13 protein-coding genes are annotated in these 18,884 nt (G+C 44.6%); 5 read left to right on the top strand and 8 right to left on the bottom strand.

The window, feature by feature from the left end; all coding sequences use genetic code 11:
• Positions 1 to 177: 177 nt before the first annotated feature.
• From NXV01_RS25145 to NXV01_RS25125, 5 genes are all read left to right on the top strand, one after another.
• Positions 178 to 798, top strand: coding sequence for an RNA polymerase sigma-70 factor (locus tag NXV01_RS25145; RefSeq protein ID WP_195649101.1), 621 nt, complete (start codon positions 178 to 180; stop codon positions 796 to 798).
• A gap of 119 nt (positions 799 to 917) precedes the next feature.
• Complete coding sequence (locus NXV01_RS25140; protein ID WP_195649100.1) at positions 918 to 1,901, top strand: FecR family protein; 984 nt, start codon at positions 918 to 920, stop codon at positions 1,899 to 1,901.
• Between the two features lie 32 nt (positions 1,902 to 1,933).
• The gene (locus NXV01_RS25135; RefSeq protein ID WP_259023368.1) at positions 1,934 to 3,079 is read left to right on the top strand and encodes a peptidase M26; all 1,146 of its coding nucleotides are present in this window, start codon (positions 1,934 to 1,936) and stop codon (positions 3,077 to 3,079) included.
• Between the two features lie 179 nt (positions 3,080 to 3,258).
• Positions 3,259 to 6,780: a TonB-dependent receptor gene (locus tag NXV01_RS25130; protein ID WP_259023367.1), complete on the top strand. Its 3,522-nt coding sequence runs from the start codon at positions 3,259 to 3,261 to the stop codon at positions 6,778 to 6,780.
• A gap of 19 nt (positions 6,781 to 6,799) precedes the next feature.
• On the top strand, positions 6,800 to 8,557 hold the full coding sequence (locus tag NXV01_RS25125) for a RagB/SusD family nutrient uptake outer membrane protein (RefSeq protein WP_259023366.1): 1,758 nt from the start codon (positions 6,800 to 6,802) through the stop codon (positions 8,555 to 8,557).
• Between the two features lie 200 nt (positions 8,558 to 8,757).
• Here NXV01_RS25125 and NXV01_RS25120 read toward each other — a convergent pair whose 3' ends face one another.
• The 8 genes from NXV01_RS25120 to NXV01_RS25085 all read right to left on the bottom strand — a co-directional run bounded on the left by NXV01_RS25120 (position 8,758) and on the right by NXV01_RS25085 (position 18,881).
• Entirely contained in the window at positions 8,758 to 9,033 is a 276-nt protein-coding gene (locus NXV01_RS25120) for a hypothetical protein (protein ID WP_008766343.1), read from the bottom strand.
• A complete protein-coding gene (locus NXV01_RS25115) occupies positions 8,999 to 10,420 on the bottom strand; it encodes a reverse transcriptase (RefSeq protein WP_008766342.1) in 1,422 nt (473 codons plus the stop codon). The genes NXV01_RS25120 and NXV01_RS25115 overlap by 35 nt, the downstream gene beginning before the upstream one ends.
• Positions 10,421 to 10,434: 14 nt before the next feature.
• Complete coding sequence (locus NXV01_RS25110) at positions 10,435 to 10,815, bottom strand: four helix bundle protein (RefSeq protein WP_008766341.1); 381 nt, start codon at positions 10,813 to 10,815, stop codon at positions 10,435 to 10,437.
• 145 nt (positions 10,816 to 10,960) lie between these two features.
• A complete protein-coding gene (locus tag NXV01_RS25105) occupies positions 10,961 to 11,773 on the bottom strand; it encodes a DUF1566 domain-containing protein (RefSeq protein WP_259023365.1) in 813 nt (270 codons plus the stop codon).
• A gap of 22 nt (positions 11,774 to 11,795) precedes the next feature.
• Positions 11,796 to 12,587 carry a hypothetical protein gene (locus NXV01_RS25100; protein WP_008766339.1) on the bottom strand — a complete coding sequence of 264 codons (792 nt, stop codon included), beginning with the start codon at positions 12,585 to 12,587 and terminating at the stop codon, positions 11,796 to 11,798.
• Between the two features lies 1 nt (position 12,588).
• Complete coding sequence (locus NXV01_RS25095; protein WP_259023364.1) at positions 12,589 to 14,055, bottom strand: hypothetical protein; 1,467 nt, start codon at positions 14,053 to 14,055, stop codon at positions 12,589 to 12,591.
• Positions 13,979 to 17,992, bottom strand: coding sequence for a hypothetical protein (locus tag NXV01_RS25090; RefSeq protein ID WP_259023363.1), 4,014 nt, complete (start codon positions 17,990 to 17,992; stop codon positions 13,979 to 13,981). Before NXV01_RS25090 ends, NXV01_RS25095 begins: the two co-directional genes overlap by 77 nt.
• Positions 17,961 to 18,881: a hypothetical protein gene (locus tag NXV01_RS25085; protein WP_259023362.1), complete on the bottom strand. Its 921-nt coding sequence runs from the start codon at positions 18,879 to 18,881 to the stop codon at positions 17,961 to 17,963. Before NXV01_RS25085 ends, NXV01_RS25090 begins: the two co-directional genes overlap by 32 nt.
• Positions 18,882 to 18,884 lie beyond the last annotated feature (3 nt).

The following is an 18,884-nucleotide window of genomic DNA, read 5'->3' as shown; positions in this document are numbered from 1 at the left end:
AATCAATAGAAAAAAGGGTCAGTTACTGGCCCTTTTTTTGTATCCTATTATTGAAAACTTCCTTTTGGGCGTTTTATAAAAAAGTACCTCAGATTTGATTTATTGAAAAAATATTCATAATATTGTCATCACTTTGTTAACTGTTGCCCCGTACCTTTGCGCATAAATTTCTAAACTATGGTAGATTTCATGGATGATAAACAATTATTGGGAGAGCTGAAAAGAGGCAATAATGCAGCTTTTGAGTTTCTGTTCAAAAGTTATTATCCTCGTTTGCGAGGGTATGCTATTCGTTTTATAGAAGATGAAGAAACGGTTCGTGATATTATTCAAGAGTGTTTCTTACGATTTTGGGAACGTCGCGAAATGTTATCTGCCTTCTCACTTACTTCTCTTCTTTTTTCTATGGTCCGCAACGGATGTCTGAATTATCTGAAACATCGCTCGATTGTTGAAAAGTACCGGGTGGAATACCTGGCAAAGGTGGATGGGGAAGAAAGACTCTACTATGCAGACTTTATGCAGGATGCAGAATATAAATTATTATACAAAGAATTGCAGGAGCAGATTGCCCTTGTGCTTAATCAGTTGCCGGACAGGTCGCGTGAGATTTTTTTGTTAAGCCGTTTCAGGGGATTGAAGAATAGGGAAATTGCAGAAAAACTACAAATATCTACCACAGCAGTCGAAAAGCATATAGCAAGGGCTTTGCAATATTTTTCCCGGCATTTCAGCGAACGCTATCCGGTGGATCTGTATATAGTGATATTGGCATGGCTGATGATGGAGCAGAAATAATCAATGCACTCTTCGGTTATATAAAGAATAAGAAGCAGGAAAGTTTTTTCTGCTTTTTTTTGTTTCAGAGGTTGGGTAAAAGAAATATGGGTTGTTACATCTTATAGAAAGTGAATATAATGAAGCAAGAAGAAAATATCCATGAATTGGCTATTCAGTATTTTGAAGGACGCATATCAAGAGCTGACGAAAAGAATCTGTTCGAATATATTGAACAGGTGGAAGGTGGCTATGGCAGGTTCCGTCAGTGGGAGAGGGAATGGATGAATCACCGGAATACCGATTCGGAGACAGATGCCGGATGGGAAGCTTTGAAGCATAAGATGTATACGCAGGAAGCGATTGTCCCGTTATTGAGAAAGTCGAAACTTGGTATATGGAAGATAGCCCGTATCGCTGCCGTTATAGCATTGATTGTTGGTACTACGTTGGGTATTCAACAGGCTATTTACTTGTTTACGCCAAAGACTTTCTTTGTTTGCGAAGCTCCGTTGGGGGATAAGAGTAAGATACAGCTTTCGGATGGTACGGTTGTATGGCTGAATGCAGGTTCCGTATTGAGATATTCGAATTATTTTAATACAGCCGACCGAGTGGTAGAGCTGGAAGGGGAGGGGTATTTTGAGGTGACTAAACAGAATGGAAAGCAATTCACGGTAAAGACGCATGAATATGATGTGGTGGTAAAAGGTACGAAATTTAATGTATCTGCCTATTCGGACGATTCTTATATAACAACCACCTTGCTGGAAGGAGCGGTAGAGTTGAATTATAAAGAAGATCAGATACGGATGTCTCCAGGAGAATCTATTTCTTTGGATTTGGCAACAGGACAGTTGAAAGGAAAGAAGGTAAATGCACGTCAGGCAATGGCGTGGGCGGAAGACAGGATTGAATATGATGACATTACGTTAGGAGAGATGGTGAAGAAACTTTCACGTCAGTACGATGTGCATATTCAGTTAGAGTCGGAGAAATTGGGAGATATGAAGTTCCGTGTTTCGTTGCGTAATAAAGAGACAATCGTAGATGTAATGGACGCACTGAAAGAAATCATACCTATCAAAGTAGAATATAAGGAAAAGGATATATATATAAGATAAGAACTCAATGTTTAATTGTAAAGAAATCAGGTATGAATATTACTCAAATAGGCAGATTTGGGATGCTGTTGATGATGGCATCTGTTGCAATCTCGTGTTCTAACCCTAATCCTTTGGACTCATATACTCGTGTTCCGTTCGAAAAAACGGAAACGGATGACGGAAATAGTGATGGTGATGGAGACGGTGCCAGTGGTTTGTTCGAGAAAGGAAACGGAACGGACAGCAAACCTTATATGATAATGAATGCTACGCAGATCAGAAATATGCGTAGTGTGTTGAAATCGGGAATGAAAGTTTATTTCCAGTTAGGTGCTGATATTGATATGGCAGGCATTGATGACTGGCAGTCGTTGAATGGTTCCGGTGATTTTCCTTATGAAATAGATTTTGACGGAGACAGCCATGTCATTAAGAACTTCAAATGTTCTGCCGGTGATTATCCGAGTTTCTTCGGAGTATTGTGCGGTGATTGTCGTAATGTAGGCTTTGTGAATGCTTCTGTATCATCTGCTCGGCAGGGGATTGGAATTATTACCGGTTATCTCGGACTTAAAGATAAAGGTAACGGAAATAAGACAGGAAGAATTGTGAACTGCTATACGACCGGTGAAGTGATCGGTTCTGGTGCGGCAGGTGGAATAGCCGGTGTATTGGCAAATAGCTATGATGGGCAGGAAAGTTATATAAAGAACTGTTATTCAAATGCAACGGTCAGCGATCAGGCGGCAAGTGGCGGAAAAGCAGGCGGTATTGCCGGACGGAAAGTAGGTGTCGGCGGATTTATTGAGAACTGCTATGCATACGGAGCAGTCAGTGCAACTAAAGGAGGCGTAGGCGGTATTTTGGGACAAATTGACAAAAGTTGTGACATTGCTATCAAGAACAGCGCAGCATGGAGTAACTTGACCGGAGTGGATGCTTCGTCAACCGTAGGACGCATTGTTGGGGTCTCTGCTTCATTAGGCAATTATGAGAATTGTTACGCCTGCGAAAGTATTGTACTCAAAGTGAATGAAAAAACGATTACCGCATCAGACGAATCATCAGCCACGGGAACAACTTTTCACGGAGTGGCGAAGTCAGCGGAAGAACTGGGGAATATCATCGTAGCCTGGAATCCGAATCTTTGGAAAAAAGGAACGAACGGTTATCCGATATTCCAGTGGTCTGAATAAATAAAGCCAGTCGATACAAAAAAGCAGAAATAATCTGCTTTTTTGCTTTTATAGGGGTTGGGCAGATGAATGATGAGTTGTTTTATCTTATAGAAGCGATTCAGAGAAATACTACAATCGAATATATATATCCTTAAATATAAATCACTTTAAATTGTAACAACTTAATTGATAAAATTATGAATGACCGAAGAAACTCATTTTTTAGACTGTTTCTCCTGATTCTGTTGTGTTTGGGTGTCCAGTCACTACGGGCGCAGACAGTTACAAAGGTCTTTAAAAATGAGCCGCTGAAGGCGGTATTGAAAGAAGTTGAGCGGCAGACGAAGTACTCCATTATCTATAAAACGGACGAGGTTAATGAAAACAAGAAGATTACGGCTTCCTTTCAGCAGGCAACTGTTAATAATGTGCTTGCTACTGTTTTGGATAAGGATGTAGAGTACAAACTACAAAACCGGATGATTATCATCACAAAGAAAACAGCACGCAATACTGCTGCCGTCCCATCGCAGCCTTTACATCGGGTTACGGGGAAAGTGGTCGATGTGAACGGTGATCCGGTAATCGGTGCCAGTGTACAGGTGATGGGACAGTCTATGGGAACGATCACGAATTTGGATGGTGAATTTACATTGTCCTCGGTTCCGGCCAATGCCCTAGTCGTTGTGTCCTATATCGGATTTGAGAAGAAAGAAATTAAAGTCTCCGACTTGCAGAAATCTTCGAGAGTAATACTCCGGGAGGATACGGCTACGCTGGAAGAAGTGGTGGTGGTAGGCTACGGTACTCAAAAGAAAATAAACCTGACGGGAGCTGTTGCAGTAGTAGACAGTAAAGCGATGGAAGACAGACCCGTGCCGAGAGCCTCACAGATGTTGCAAGGGACTGTGCCCAATATGAATGTAACTTTTGGGTCTGGGTATCCGGGAGCTTCGGCAACTATCAATATCCGTGGTGTGAATTCTATCAGTGGCAATGCATCGCCATTAGTGCTGATTGACGGAATAGAAGGGGATATCGACCGCTTGAATCCGAATGACATCGCTTCCATTTCCGTATTAAAAGATGCATCTTCGGCCGCTATTTACGGGGCTCGTGCTTCTTATGGTGTTATCCTCGTGACTACCAAGGAAGGCTCCGCCCGCAAGACTACCGTTTCGTATGATGGAAGATATTCATGGAGCAATCAGACGACTTCTACTGATTTTGAAACCAGGGGATATTATTCGGCAGGCATCAACGACTTGTTTTATACCAATTATAACGGAAAGCCTTATACCAACTATACGGAAGAAGACTACCGCCAGCTTTGGTTGCGCCGGAATGATAAAACGGAGAATCCCGAACGTCCCTGGGTGGTTACCGACCAACGTGACGGAAGAGATACATACGTCTATTACGGTAACTTCGACTGGTATAATTATCTTTATCGTAAAAACAGACCGATGTGGGAGCACAATATCAGTGTCAGTGGGGGAAATGAAAAGTTGAACTATTATTTATCAGGAAATACAGTTGACCAAACGGGTATCTTCAGACAGAATCCTGATAAATACAAGGTGTATAATTTCAGAAGTAAAATCTCGGCAAAGATCACTCCACGACTGACAATCAGCAATAACACGAAGTACCATTATAATAGTTACTCTTATCCGGGATTATCGGGTATTAATAACAACTTCAATACTGCGGTGAATCATGCACTGGCGAGCTTTGTACCCATTAATCCGGATGGCAGTGCGGTGTATCTGACTTCGTTGAGCAATTCTGCTGTTTTGGATGGCATGGGAGCTATCCTTGCTTATGGAAAACATAAGAATGAAGACCAGCGGTATGAGTTTTCCACGACTTTCGAAGCAAGTTTCAATGTAATGAAGAACCTGAATGTCCGTGCAAACTACAGCTACCTGCACTATAACTATCAGACCATGAACAGAACAGTAAATGTACCATATTCCAAATATCCGGGTGAGATATCCTATCTGACTACCGGAAGCGGTGTGAATCAGTTGAAGGAAACACAGACCAATCATTGGTATCAGGCTTTCAATGTTTATGGTGATTATATGCTGGATATTGCCGACCATCAGATAAAAATCATGGCAGGTTACAATTATGAAACCAAGCGTCTGAAAGATATCAAAGTCTCCCGCCAGGGTTTGCTCTCCGATGACTTGAATGACTTAAATCTGGCAGTCGGAGATGCGATGACTATGTCCGGCGGACAGAATGAATATGCGCTTTTGGGAGCATTTTATCGTCTTAATTACTCCTATAAAGGAGGTCGTTACCTATTTGAGACAAGCGGACGTTATGACGGAAGTTCACGTTTCAGAAGCGGACACCGTTTCGGTTTCTTTCCCTCGGCTTCCGTAGGATGGAGAATAAGTGAAGAACCGTTTTTCGGGAATTTAAAGAAGAATATTGATAATGTGAAATTGCGTCTCTCATACGGTTCGTTAGGAAATCAGCAGGTAGGATATTACGATTATATCCAAACCATTAATACCAACGGTACAATGAATTATATCTTTGGCGATCAGAAGAAAGGCTCTTATGCAAGTGTCTCCGACCCGAACTCCGCTGACCTGACCTGGGAAACCGTTTCGACTTGGAACGTAGGACTGGATCTCGGATTCCTGAACAACCGCCTGAACCTGACTGCCGATGCCTATGTTCGTGATACTAAAGGTATGCAAACTTCCGGTAAAAAACTTCCCGGTGCTTATGGAGCCAACGAGCCCAAGCAAAATGCAGCCAACTTGCGTACCAAAGGCTGGGAATTGATGCTGACTTGGAATGATGCTTTCAAACTGGCAAACAAACCTTTCCGTTATAACCTGTCCGTAGGTTTGGCAGATAATACATCGAAAATAACCAAATTCGATAATCCTTCCAAGATATTGAGTGATTATTATGTAGGTCAGAAATTGGGAGATATCTGGGGATATGTAGTGGACGGACTTTTCAGAACAGACGAAGAAGCGGCAAACTATAATGTCGACCAAACAGCAGTTAACTTCGTTATCAATACAGCGCAGGTGAATCCGGGACTTCACGCCGGTGATATGAAATTTGTTGATTTGGATGGCGACCATACAATATCTTCCGGCTCGAACACGGCAGATGATCCGGGCGACCGCAAAATAATCGGAAACTCATTACCGCGCTATACATACAGTATTCAAGGTGGTTTCGACTGGTATGGATTCGATTTCTCCATCTATCTTCAGGGAGTAGGACATCAAGACTGGTATCCGGGCACTAATTCTGTATTCTTTTGGGGACCATACGCTCGTCCGTATTCATCGTTCATTCCACGCGATTTCTTGAGTCAGGTATGGAGTCCGGAAAATCCCGATGCCTATTTCCCGCGCCCGATAGGGTATCTTGCCCTCGGCAACAACCGTTCTTTGGGAGTGGTGAATGATCGTTATTTGCAGAATCTGGCTTATTGCAGAGTGAAGAATATCACAGTAGGCTATACGATTCCCGCCGTATGGATGAAGAAGGTAAAGATAGAGCGCCTGCATATCTATTTCAGTGGTGAGAATCTGTTTACCTTCTCTCCGCTAAAGAGTGACTACATTGATCCGGAACAAGCATCGGCAGAAAATTCCATCCAATCGGCAAATGGTAACGCAAAGTTGTACCCTTGGTCAAAGACCTATTCTTTTGGAGTGAACGTAACTTTTTAAACTAACTAATATTTGAATTATGAAACCTGTTTATATAGTATCTTGGTTGTTCGCATTGGCGATATCTTTCGTGTCTTGCGACGATTGGTTGGATAAGACACCAAAAGACCGCCTGTATCCGGATGTATATTTCAAGACTGAAGATGAGTTGCGATTATTTACGAATCAGTTTTATAACAATCTGGTTCCGTCCGCTGTCGATATTTATTCCGAGTCGTCCGATTTGATTGTCAAGTCCGACTTGATGCTCGAAATGTCCGGACAGCGCATCATACCCGATGAAGGAAACGGTTGGAATTTTACGGCACTTCGCGATATTAATTTCTATCTGCAGTATTCCCATAACTGCACGGAAGTGAATGCCCGTAACCGTTACGATGGTGTTGCCCGTTTTTTCAGAGCTTATTTCTACTTTGAGAAGGTGAAGAGATACGGCGATATTCCCTGGTATGACAAAGCACTCGACTCGGATGATCCCGAATTGTATAAAGCCCGGGACTCACGTGAATTTGTCATGCAGAAAATGCTGGAGGACCTGGATTTTGCGATAGCCAATCTTCCGAAAACGAAGAATGCGTATGTACTGACCCGGTGGACGGCATTGGCCCTGAAATCCCGTGTCTGCCTGTTTGAGGGTACTTTCCGCAAATATCATGGACTGGAGGATTATGAAAAATACCTGAATGCCTGTGTCTCGGCTTCTGAAACCTTTATGAACGAAAGCGGATATACACTCTATAAATCGGGCAGCACACCTTACAGGGATTTATTCGCTTCCATAAATCTACAAGCGGATGAAGTGATTTTCGGCCGTGACTATGAAGCTTCTCTTTCTGTGCTTCATAATGTGCAGAATTATGAGAACTCCACCACAATGGGACGTCCGGGAATGAACAAGAAGATAGTGAATTCTTATCTGATGGCGGACGGAAGCCGTTTCACGGATAAAGCCGGTTATGAAACGATGACATTCGATCAGGAATGTCAGAATCGGGATCCACGACTGGCACAAACCATCCGTACCCCTGGATATACGAGAATTGGAAGTACAAAGAAAGAAGCCCCGAACCTGGCTTATACCATGACCGGATATCACCTGATAAAATATTCGATGACGGCTAACTACGATGAATATAATAAATCGTGCAACGATATTCCCCTGTTCCGCACGGCAGAGGTGTATCTGAATTTTGCAGAAGCAAAAGCCGAACTGGGCACTTTGAAGCAAGCTGACATCAATAAATCTATTAAATTACTTAGAGACAGGGTAGGAATGACTAACCTGGATATGGAACTGGCAAATTCAAAACCCGACCCGTATTTGATGAGTGCTGCCACAGGTTATCCGAATGTGAAAGGAGCCAATCAGGGAGTAATCCTTGAAATCCGTCGCGAACGAACCATAGAACTGGCAATGGAGGGTTTCCGTTATTACGACATCATGCGTTGGAAAGAAGGTAAACTATTTGAGAACGATCTGCTGGGAATCTATGTTCCCGGGCCCGGTACTTACGATTTAGATAAAGACGGTACGGATGATGTCTGTTTCTACGTAGGAACAAAACCTGCCGGAAATGTACCTTTATATTTAGAGATTGGCGAGCAGATTCGCTTGTCGAATGGTGAAAGTGGTTATATCATCTGTCATAGTCTGATTACCAAGAAATGGAATGAAGACAGAGATTATTTGTACCCTGTTCCTATCAGCGAACGTACTTTGTCCAATGGTGTGATAACACAGAATCCCGGTTGGAATGACGGATTGAACTTTAATTAATTAGATTCAGAAATATAAATTCTTATGAAAAATATGATTTCTTATATATGTCTTTTGGCAACCGTGTACAATCGCCAAATCAAAAAATTCCCGACCGAAAAACAAAATGTGTCATTAAAACACATATTAACATAAAACAAAATGTGATTTTTGGTGCAAAATTAAAGCCTGTTTAATCATCGTTTAAACAGGCTTTAATTTTAATCTATGATCATGTAAACTGATAAATCAGGATTGGCAACAAGCGGAAGAACATCCTCATCATCAAGAACGCTCATTGCATATCTATGAATACTTTTCTTTATCATTTCCAACGTTGGTTTTTCAAGGAATATGGAACTGGCAAATGTCACCAGTTCGTTTCCTTCGTTATCGGTTCTGTCAATGGATTGTATTGCATATCGTATTATCCATGTTCCATCGGATAATTGTTCGATCGGCTTAGCCAATTTCCGGGGTAAGATATTTTTTCGCATTGCCTTTTCTTATTTGTTTTTTTAATTGTTTCTTAAAATTATATTCGTTCTTCAACACAAAAACCTCCCAATGTCCCTGAACATAAAAATATTCCCACCATGCAGGATTAATACGTTTCGCCACTTTCCGTCTTAGATTGTACGTATTGAAATGCCTCATTAATCCATAGTAGGAATTCAGGGTGGCAACAAATTTGTCCGCGTGTGCTTCCGCAAAGCCTTCCTCCGCTATTTTATTATATTTGCTGATTACATCGTATAAATTACCGACAACACGGTTTGAAATATAAATTCGACCGGGCAAAATGAATGCCCCTACAAACAAAACTCCCTTAGAATGATGCTGTATATATATTTTTTTAGGATGTAATTTAAGAAGCAGCTGCTCTTTCAGGTAACTGTCAAGCAAAGGAACAGTATTTAGAATATCTTCTTTATTACGCATTACAAAGGCGAAATCATCCACAAAACGCACATAATGCTTGATTCCCAGTATTTCGGAAACATAGTAATCAAAACAAGAACCGATAAAATTTGCGAATTTCTGCGCATGAAGACTGCCGGGGGCAAAACCATGATCCGGATCAGCATGAAACAAACTTTTATCATGAGGCAACTCATCCCATAAATGTAACGGTGATTTCCTATAACATTTATACTGTGGCTGGTGAAAGATAACAGTGCGCAATATATATAATAAACACTCTATATCGTCGCCTTTATAGTTATCCCGGATAAACAGGTCGATCATTTCCCATAACAGGGATTTGGACATTGACATAAAAAAGCTTTTGAAATCACCCTTGAAAATGTATGCGTCTTTCGTATAATTTTCACTGACTTCCATGATCATCCCATTCAGATAGATAACAGCCGAAAGTGCTCCTTCACCAATACGGCAATTTTTTGAAACATTTCCCTGTGCCTGAAAACGCTCTTCCAAAATAGGATCAAGGCGTAGATCAGCCCAATGTTGTATTACACGATCAACATAAGCGGAAGCAAAAATTTCACGAAGAACGGGCTTTTTCCGTATGAAGCATTTTGAATAATCAGGTTCGTAGCGACCGTATCTGATAGCATCCCACACGGCAACCAAATCCGTGTCATATTCAAACGAAAACTCTATGCAGTCATCTGTATTGCGTTTATTCTTGCAACAGACGTCAAATGCATGCACGATGGAAGATAAGGGTATGTCATAGATCGGTTTATCTGTTGCGGAAACGGGACGAACCCTGCCTGCGTTAGTCTTGTTGTTCGTGTTCACGTTGCCGTTGTTCATGTTCACGTACCACGCGTTCGAGGATTCAGCATTCACTGTCTTAGTCTTTCCCGGTTCATCACCGGGGGAATGCCCAATAGATAAATTAGATTGCTCTCCCATAAACTCCGTGAAGATTATGGCTCTGGCTTTACGGAAGCTGTCTTTTCCTGGGAAGCGGTGAAATTACGCCACCCTATAATTTGCTTTTCAATCGACGTAATCATCTCAATGATGTCTGCTGTCGTCTGAATATTGATCAGTTTCCGGTCTCGACATACCCTTAATAAGAGTTTCAATGTATCAAACTTAACAAGGAATTCGTTCAGGTATTCCACTCGACGCGGAAGGCTTGAATTTGCATAACGGATCAACTCGCAACAACGAAGGGCGGACATCATAAGTTCCGTACCGAATTCGTACCTGTAATTCTTCGGAAACTTGTCTCTTGCATCAAGTATCAACATTAATAACCGATACATTAATTGATAGACTGGTCTGTCCTCTGCTTTTCCCATGTTAATTTTTGATATTTTTAAAATTTTTCTTTTGCTCCGCAAAGTTAATGATTGTCAAACTATTAACACTCATTTTTTCAGAATTTTAAAACTTAAAAAGCCCCTACCGGGGCTAATTAAACGTAACTATCTAAGAGATAAAGAGTTAAAGAGATAAAGAATCTATTGCGGAAACGGGACGAACCCTGCCTGCGAGAGTCTTGTAGCTCGCGTTCACGCTGCCGCTGCTCATGTTCACGCACCACGCGCCCGAGGGGTCGTATTCGGTGCTGCTCCAATACCAGTCAGTTGTAATTATATTTCGATTACCTGATACAGAGGATAATAACTCATTGATTTCGGTCTTATATTTGGCGATGGTAATGAGTTCTCCTTCGCTGGGAAGATACCACTCGGTTTTGTCTTCAAGTCCGTCCAGTTCAAGCGTACAAGCCTTATAGTTCTTTGCTGCTTCTGCGGCTGGTGCACCGACGACACCGGAATTATCCTTGACTCCTGCAGTGGCTTCTATGATAGCATCAGTATTTTGCTTTCCGTCTGCCGTTTCATAAAGCCCTTGATTACCGTTCCCGTAATTCTTAACGCCACGGATGTCCGTACCGTATGCCCCCCATTTGAAAGTACGCCCGCCTATATCGTCAGTGCAGTCGCTTTTCGCTATGACGAACTGGCGACGATCCGCACGGATACGGACACCTACACGCAGGTATTTTGAACGGTTATTTGCGCTAAGGGAATTCCATTCTTCAGCAGTAAAGAACACGTTGACACCGTCTTCGATCCGGATTGTGGCAAAGGACAGGTCAAGCAGCCCGCCAGCCCATCTGATATATTTTGCAATGTCACTGGCAGGCGTATTTTCGTTCACGTTGGTAAAACCGATCTCCTGCAAAACAGATACCTGTTCTTCTTTATTCATGCGCAAAAGCAATGCGCTTTCATTATTCTTGTCTGTCATAAATATGTACTGTTTTAATGGATTACTCTTCTGCCGTTGCCCTTACATGCAACAGGCTTGTATTTTTATTCTGTACGTTCATGTGCCCGGTATTCAAATTGCACGTCCATGCATTTGTCGTATCATAGTACGTGCTCGTCCAGTAGTATTTGTCCGTCAGGAACATGCTGTCACTGCTCCAAAATGCACGCAGCATTTCATTGATTTGGTCACGGTATCGATACATGATCATCATCTGTCCGGAAGAAGGCAAGAACCATTCAGTATCATCCTCCAGACCGTCGCCATCGAGTGTGAAGGCTTTATAGGCTACGGCAGCTTCCGCAGCGGGTGCGCCTTCCACACCGTTCGAATTTGTCCCTTTCAGGGCATCAAGGATCAGGCGTGTATCTTCTTTCCCGGTGAAGCAGGTGTACATTTTGCCCAGCATCTTTGCGGAAAGCCCGTCAATCGCTTTACCAAGACCGCCCCAATAGAAGCTGGAAGACAAGTCAGCTGCATAACACTCTTGTGCCGCAATGACAAAAGACTGCGAATGTGCCCGGATACACAAACCACGACGGATAAACTTCAACTTGTTGGCAGGAGTCAACGAGTTCCACTCCTCACGGGTAAAATACCATTTGGAATTATCGGAAATCCGGTTACATGCCACCCGCATGTCCAGCAACCCGGTAGCCCACTTTATCCGGTTAGGGAACTCGCTGGCACGCGAGTTTTCCGTAATGTCGGCAAAGCCTACCGCCTGCAAGGCTTTTACCTGTTCCTGTTTATTGAGACGCAGCAGGGTTGCGCTCTGTTCTTTTGTACTCATGTTATTTGCTGTTTACTATATCGTTAATATCCATATTTTCTTCCGCAAACCGTTGAAGGTATTCTTCATAGGTTTCACCATTATAATAGTCCATGATTTCACCCACATTATCCAATGTGACTTCGGGATAATAGGGTTCTCCGCCATACGCTTCCGCATTAAACCAGTCGATGATCTTGATATAAGCGTCGATTATGGTGCTGACGGTCAGACCTTCGAAGCCGTTCCGGATCGCTTCTATATCCGAGTTCTCGATGACTTCATCCAGCAGATAGTTCCCGGTAAGTACGGGCTTCTCTACCTGATTACCGTTTTCATCCAGTCCCCCGATACCGAGTTGCAGGATTTCCAGCACTTCCGAACCGTTCCCGATGAAATCACGGTTTGTGATACGGATATGGCGGAATACGACATTACCTTCCTGCGAATCGATTATGTCGCGGATCATCTTTACAACGTCGATAAGCGGGCAGTTTTCCACGCGCAGTGTGGTGATGTTCGGCATGGATTCAACAACGATGCCTGTGTCCGCGTTCAGCCCCTTATAGCTCAACTTATCGAGGTTCATCAACTTGAACTGTGTCATGGTGGTCGGCAGTTCCGCATATTGAACCGGACAGCCGCCTACAAAATTGATAATCTGCAGGGAACTGCCGTATGCCAACAGGCGCAAAAGGCGTGTTGCCCCGGTCAGGTCAAGAGATACCAGCTTTTTGAAGTTCTCAACGTTCAGGAGTCTCATGTACGGTTTTTCACCAAGCGGGAGGTCTGTGACGCTATTGTTGGCATATCCTTCGCGTTTGCTGCCGAACACCAGTTCCTCGACACGGATCAACGTAGTGAAGTCTTTTGCCTGTGTACCGTCGATGTTGACAGTGCTCAAATCACCCAAAGACTTGATCTTCGATGCACCGATGATATAGATCGCGCTCGATGAGTTTGAACCGTCGAAATGGAATGTCACCTTTGAGCCGTCTTCTTCCGCCCATGCCCCCTGTTGTGCGGCTGGCGTATTGAAGCCCGCCCACAATTTCCATTGCTCGCTTGCGGTCACTTCGATATTGATGTCCTCACCGATGGCGCGGAACATGCACATATTATCCGCCTTCAGGATCGTGCTGACACCGAAATAAGCGTCAAGGAAGTCATAACGGGCAGACACATAGTAATGGCGGTAAGGGATACCCATACCGGAGATCACGTTGAACGCCTGACCGCCCGGATTGGTGATATACTTCGCCACGGAATCACGGCAAGCGACGATCGCAGGGATCAAGAGGTGGTCTTTTTCTTCCGATTCACGCAGAACGGCTTCGTAGGAGAAAGCGGACTCGCCACCCGGAAGGCGCGATGTGCGGATTTTCTCCGCGGTCGCTGCAAGTCCGACCTGATCATAACGCCACATGCCTTGCCAAACGACGCTCATACGTCCGGCAAATACGTTTTCCCCCCTCCATGACGCTGTCAAGCATCACGTTATACGGAAGTTTGAAGATACCGGAATTATTCTTTCCGTTCGTACTGTCCGAATCATAATCGTGGTTCATGTACCAACGGTAAATACCGTCCGGGCAGAGGTACAAAGCCCACATGCTGTTTTTCGATAACTGGTCGACGCCTGAATGATACAGGATACGGACTAGGTATGCGCGGAAAGAAGCCACGCTGCAATACTTGTCCATTTCCTCAACCAGCTTCCGGTATCGGTTTTCGAGCGTATCGCTGACCTGTGCACCGTTGATACTGATTTTGCCGCCTGCCATACGGTTCTTCGGGTTACATGAATACACCCATTCGCAGAACTGTTTCCAGTGGTACGGTGTCTTCTTTCCAAGCGCATAGGCAAGGTTCATGCCGTCATCGTCCGGTGTACGGAATTCAAAGAACATCGTCCATTTGGGAACAAGGCTTTCCGTTGACAGTTCCGCACCGTACAAGCCTTTCACCCACTTGCTGTGCGTCGACTGCATAGTCATGAAGTTGTCGATATCATCGAAGATGCACATACCTTCATAATCAAGCATTTCAACACATTCAACCGGATTCAGGACACGTCCGGTAACGACCGTTTTCCTGCCGTTGAAAGAGATTGTTCCGGTAGTGTTTTTCCATGCCCCGTCGACGTATTCCATGAACTTGTACGAAGCGTCCGTCGATTTGGAAAGCATGTAGATCGTATCCTGATCGTAGTCGTCAGCATGGGACATGAAATAGGATTCCGTCACGTCCGGAAGGTCGGTGAAGTCGCCATAACTCAAACAGTCGGCATTGTAGCCGGGAACATCCTTGAAGCCGAAAGTCGGTGGATTTCCCTTGTCAATGTTCCAGTCACCGCGACACCAAAAGTACGCGTCATTGATATTTCCGGTATCTGATTTGAAGACAAGCACACTGTTACCGTCAATACTTGTACGCAAGTCCAGCGTGTTGTTTTCATCCGCATAGTACGCGTTCTGCGCTGGGGTCATATATTCCTCGCCCAAAGCCTTCTGCATATCGTTATTGATACGGGAAATCGGGGTGTTTACCTTGTCGGGTGATGCATAGTTGACCTTCAGGCAAACCTTGTCGAATGGAATAGTCTCACCACGCAAAATGATTTTCTTGTTTACAATCGCGTCGAGCAAAGCCTGCGGAGCCCGTTCCGGATACATCGCACGGATAATTGCCTTTTTCAGCTTGTATTTCCTGTTCTTATAGGTTGGATAGAAGGCGGATGTCGTACCCTGATTGGTCGTTTCCACGTTCTCGAAAATAAGACTCATACCTTTGTCCTTGCAGAACAGATACAGGTCTGTATATATCTTGGTGGACGTGTCCGTTACGTTGTCAAGCGTTTCAAGTTTATAGTCCCCGTGTGGCATTTCGACCAGACAGTCGCACATTTCAAGTGCTTTGTTCAGGTCGATTTTATTGTCGGTTAGGATATCGTTCTTTTTGTTCAAAGCGATCATTTCGTCCGTATCAGATTTACCGATCACAAATTCATCGTTAATCTGTTCGTCCGCCATTTCCTTTTCCCAGGAGAGCAAGCGGTACATATACAGTTCCCCGGCTGTTCCGGAGAAGCTGATTTGTTCGGACTGTTTGATCGCGCTTTGTCCTGCCGTATATTTGGATGCGCCAATCAGGTCACCGTCACAATATAGCTTGGTATAGCCTTTGCCGTCCTCTTCCGCATTTGCCTTTTCAATGACGAAAGCAAACTCGTAGATGTCGCCCGGCTTGAAATACCGTTCGATCAGTTCAGTTCCGAGTGCTTTGAAGTACACACATTTTGAAGTGATACGCCACCCGATTTGGTTTGCTTCGTCCCAGCATGACACGACGTTCGCGTCAGGATCGGCAGCGTTCTGCGTCTTTATCTTGATGATGGTAGTCGATCCGGTCTGCTCAATGTTGGTACGGTTATAGGGACGATAAGTACACAATGCGGTGGCATCATCCGAAACCTTGAACGCCTTCCCTTCGTTCTTGTCGGTGACAAAGGCATTCGTGGAATAGTTGAACCCGTTCTGCTTCATTTCATAAAGTCCGTACAGCCATGACTTGTCCTGATCCGAATTGTCCTTGTCTGCCGGATTGAAATAAATCATATAGCTGGAATCACCATTGATGTCAATGACGGAACTGTTAACGGAGTACTCAATCGTATTGCTTTCCCCAGCACCGCATTTCCCGTAAATACCCAACGTATTCCTGATATTGTCCGCAATAGTAAAGCCATCGACACGGGTGGACAGATTGAATGTACTGTTACGTCCTACTGATACGGTAGTCAGCACTGTATCGGTTTCACTGTTGTCTCCGGTAGAGGTATTGGCAACTTTCGCGACCTTGTGTATTTCGACATGGGCATCGGTAGCGACATGGCTGGGATCATAGCACGCCACTTCGATGTTCAGGTTTGCATACTTCTTGACTGACCATGCCGTTTCCGTTTCTTCGGAATGCGCAAGCGCCACGATAGGCATAAGACTTGACGGGTTGACAATCATCACATCAAAGAACTGGTAGTTCGACCATACGCCCGATTCCACGTCCTGTGCGACAATCCTGACAGTATATGCACCATGTTTCAGTCCCAAAGACGAAACGTTGATTTGCAAGTCCTGTGAGCGTGTGGAAGCCACGCTGGTTTGTGAGATCAGCTTCCATTCGTCGCCTATTTTGATATGTGCCGTAACGGTTGACTTATTGGCGGAAGACAGTTTGAACACGTCCGTCATGGTGATGAGTCCCGAACCTTCCTGCAATGTTTTGTACAAAGCCCATACACGGGAAAGTTTCAGGTTTACAGCCGTGACGCTGATTGTCTTCTGCGCGGTATTTCCCCCGTCATCGGTGGCAACGACCACAAACTTGCGGTTCATCGCTTCGCTGAAATAGCTTTTAACGGAAATCGCAAAAGTGTAGTCCGTATCTGACGGGGAACTTTCCCGGTTCACGTTGAACGTTTCAAGCGTTTCCCCCGTTGACTTGTCTTTCAGTTGCAGGGTTTCGATATTGTTGTATGAAACCATTTCACCCGATCCGGTACGTGACAGGATCGCAAGCCTGATTGTCAGGTCGTCAGTTCCGAGTGCGGCATACAGGGAGGTCTTTTGCGGATAGATATACACGATTGTCCCGGCAACGCCCCCACCGCCACCAGTTCCGACTGCAAAGGTGAAACCGTCGCCCAGCGGAAACCCTTCCGCGTCCTTCATGTACACACGCACCGTTCCGTCTTCCGCCTGTTCGCCATCCACGTCGACGGGCATGGCATCATAGACCGCACCACCTGCTACCGGGTTCACGCTGTCCTTGATGATTTCGGAATCGGTTTCGACTGTTCCCCCAGCGGCAGAACCGAAGTCGTTCCATGCCGCCAAGTCATTATAATCGGCACGGGACGCGCACAACTGTTTGGACTCGAATGTTTCCTTTCCGGTGCGGTAGATGATAACCACACCGGGTTTGATGCATTCCGTTTCATTTGCCGTCTCGTAAGCTGTCAGGGCATCGATAGCCGTTTGAAGAATATAGTATCCGTTTGATAATGGCGCAATTTCATCGACCAGCAGCACTGCGCCTTTGCCCGTCATGTCGCCACCAGCACCACCGAAGTCCGTCCAGTTCGCTTCTGTGGCAAAGCCTTCAAGGGATGATCCGGCAAACTGTTTGGATTCCCATTCACCTTCAGCAATTTTATAAGTCAATACGATACCCGGTTTGCGGTAAGTGACATTATCCGCATTCTCCCTTTCCGTAATTGCGGCAATGGCTGCGGACAAGGAATAGACAGAGCCGCCACATATTTCGTTGACATTGATAACGGACAGGGCTTTGTTAGCCAGCGACAATGCTGAAGACGCGGTAGCCTGTGCGTCTTCAGCCGATTTCTTTGCCGCTTTTGCAGCCAAGTCCCGCAGACGCGGCTAACTGTATCGCGTCGGAGTCGGCAGAAAGCAAAGCCCCGGCAAAGTAGATGTAGGTCTTGTTGCCGAACAGGTATATTTTATTCTCGTGCGGGTGTGTGCGGTCGGTATTCATATAGGCATCAACACCTTTCCAGCTTGGATAATACTTGTTGTCAACGAAGCAGGCAAATTTACCCAGACTGGCGAGAAATACAATTTTACCGTCTTCAGTAGGCGCATTGGACTGCTCCAACACAATGGAAGAGTCGGTTACTATTTCGTCGAAGCGTTCTGTTGAGTGATGTACGAAATCTACCATTAATGAAGACACGTCCTGTGATGTGCTGTCGGCATCGTCAGAAAGGCTTTTAAGTTTACCCCATACTGTCCCGTCTTCGCTTTCCGATTCCGTGCCGATATTATCGGACAGCTTTCCGATATTTTCATTCGCTTTTTTAGCGGATTCCGCAGCTTCGTTGGCTTTCTTTTGTGCAGCATCAGCCGTATTCTTTGCCGTTTCTACATCTTCTTTTTTTGCATATACGGAAAGGTTGCCTGTCGTTGAGACAAGTTTCCACCCCGGATTTTGAAAGGCGTAGATGTTACCATTGTCGACTGCATCGGGGGTATTCTCGTCATACACCGTCACGATCTGACCGAATTTCAACGGCTTTCCGTCAGAACCGACCGGGGAAGTACTGTCCGCGTTCATCTCCGCGACGGTGGTGTATGTGTTACGAATCCCCAACCCGATCTGGTTTTTCTCCGCTTCGTTGATGACATCCAGCGTTTCATCAATCAAGCCGCCCACTTCTTCAGGTGATATGGATAAGGAATCTTTCTTTGCCGAAAGTTCCTGTGCCCGTCTTTTTAATTCGTATATTGTTGCCATTAT

The sequence above is a fragment of the Bacteroides sp. BFG-606 genome (assembly GCF_024788145.1).
Taxonomy (GTDB): Bacteria; Bacteroidota; Bacteroidia; order Bacteroidales; family Bacteroidaceae; genus Bacteroides; species Bacteroides vicugnae.
Note: the sequence above shows the minus strand (reverse complement) of the source record. Positions and strands in the feature narration are given on the sequence as shown.

Coding starts and splice junctions, on each gene's coding strand:
- NXV01_RS25110 (WP_008766341.1), bottom strand. CDS start 10,815: ATGGGAAAAGCAGAGGACAGACCAGTCTATCAATTAATGTATCGGTTA.
- NXV01_RS25120 (WP_008766343.1), bottom strand. CDS start 9,033: ATGCGAAAAAATATCTTACCCCGGAAATTGGCTAAGCCGATCGAACAA.
- NXV01_RS25115 (WP_008766342.1), bottom strand. CDS start 10,420: ATGGGAGAGCAATCTAATTTATCTATTGGGCATTCCCCCGGTGATGAA.
- NXV01_RS25125 (WP_259023366.1), top strand. CDS start 6,800: ATGAAACCTGTTTATATAGTATCTTGGTTGTTCGCATTGGCGATATCT.
- NXV01_RS25130 (WP_259023367.1), top strand. CDS start 3,259: ATGAATGACCGAAGAAACTCATTTTTTAGACTGTTTCTCCTGATTCTG.
- NXV01_RS25140 (WP_195649100.1), top strand. CDS start 918: ATGAAGCAAGAAGAAAATATCCATGAATTGGCTATTCAGTATTTTGAA.
- NXV01_RS25100 (WP_008766339.1), bottom strand. CDS start 12,587: ATGAGTACAAAAGAACAGAGCGCAACCCTGCTGCGTCTCAATAAACAG.
- NXV01_RS25145 (WP_195649101.1), top strand. CDS start 178: ATGGTAGATTTCATGGATGATAAACAATTATTGGGAGAGCTGAAAAGA.
- NXV01_RS25135 (WP_259023368.1), top strand. CDS start 1,934: ATGAATATTACTCAAATAGGCAGATTTGGGATGCTGTTGATGATGGCA.
- NXV01_RS25085 (WP_259023362.1), bottom strand. CDS start 18,881: ATGGCAACAATATACGAATTAAAAAGACGGGCACAGGAACTTTCGGCA.
- NXV01_RS25105 (WP_259023365.1), bottom strand. CDS start 11,773: ATGACAGACAAGAATAATGAAAGCGCATTGCTTTTGCGCATGAATAAA.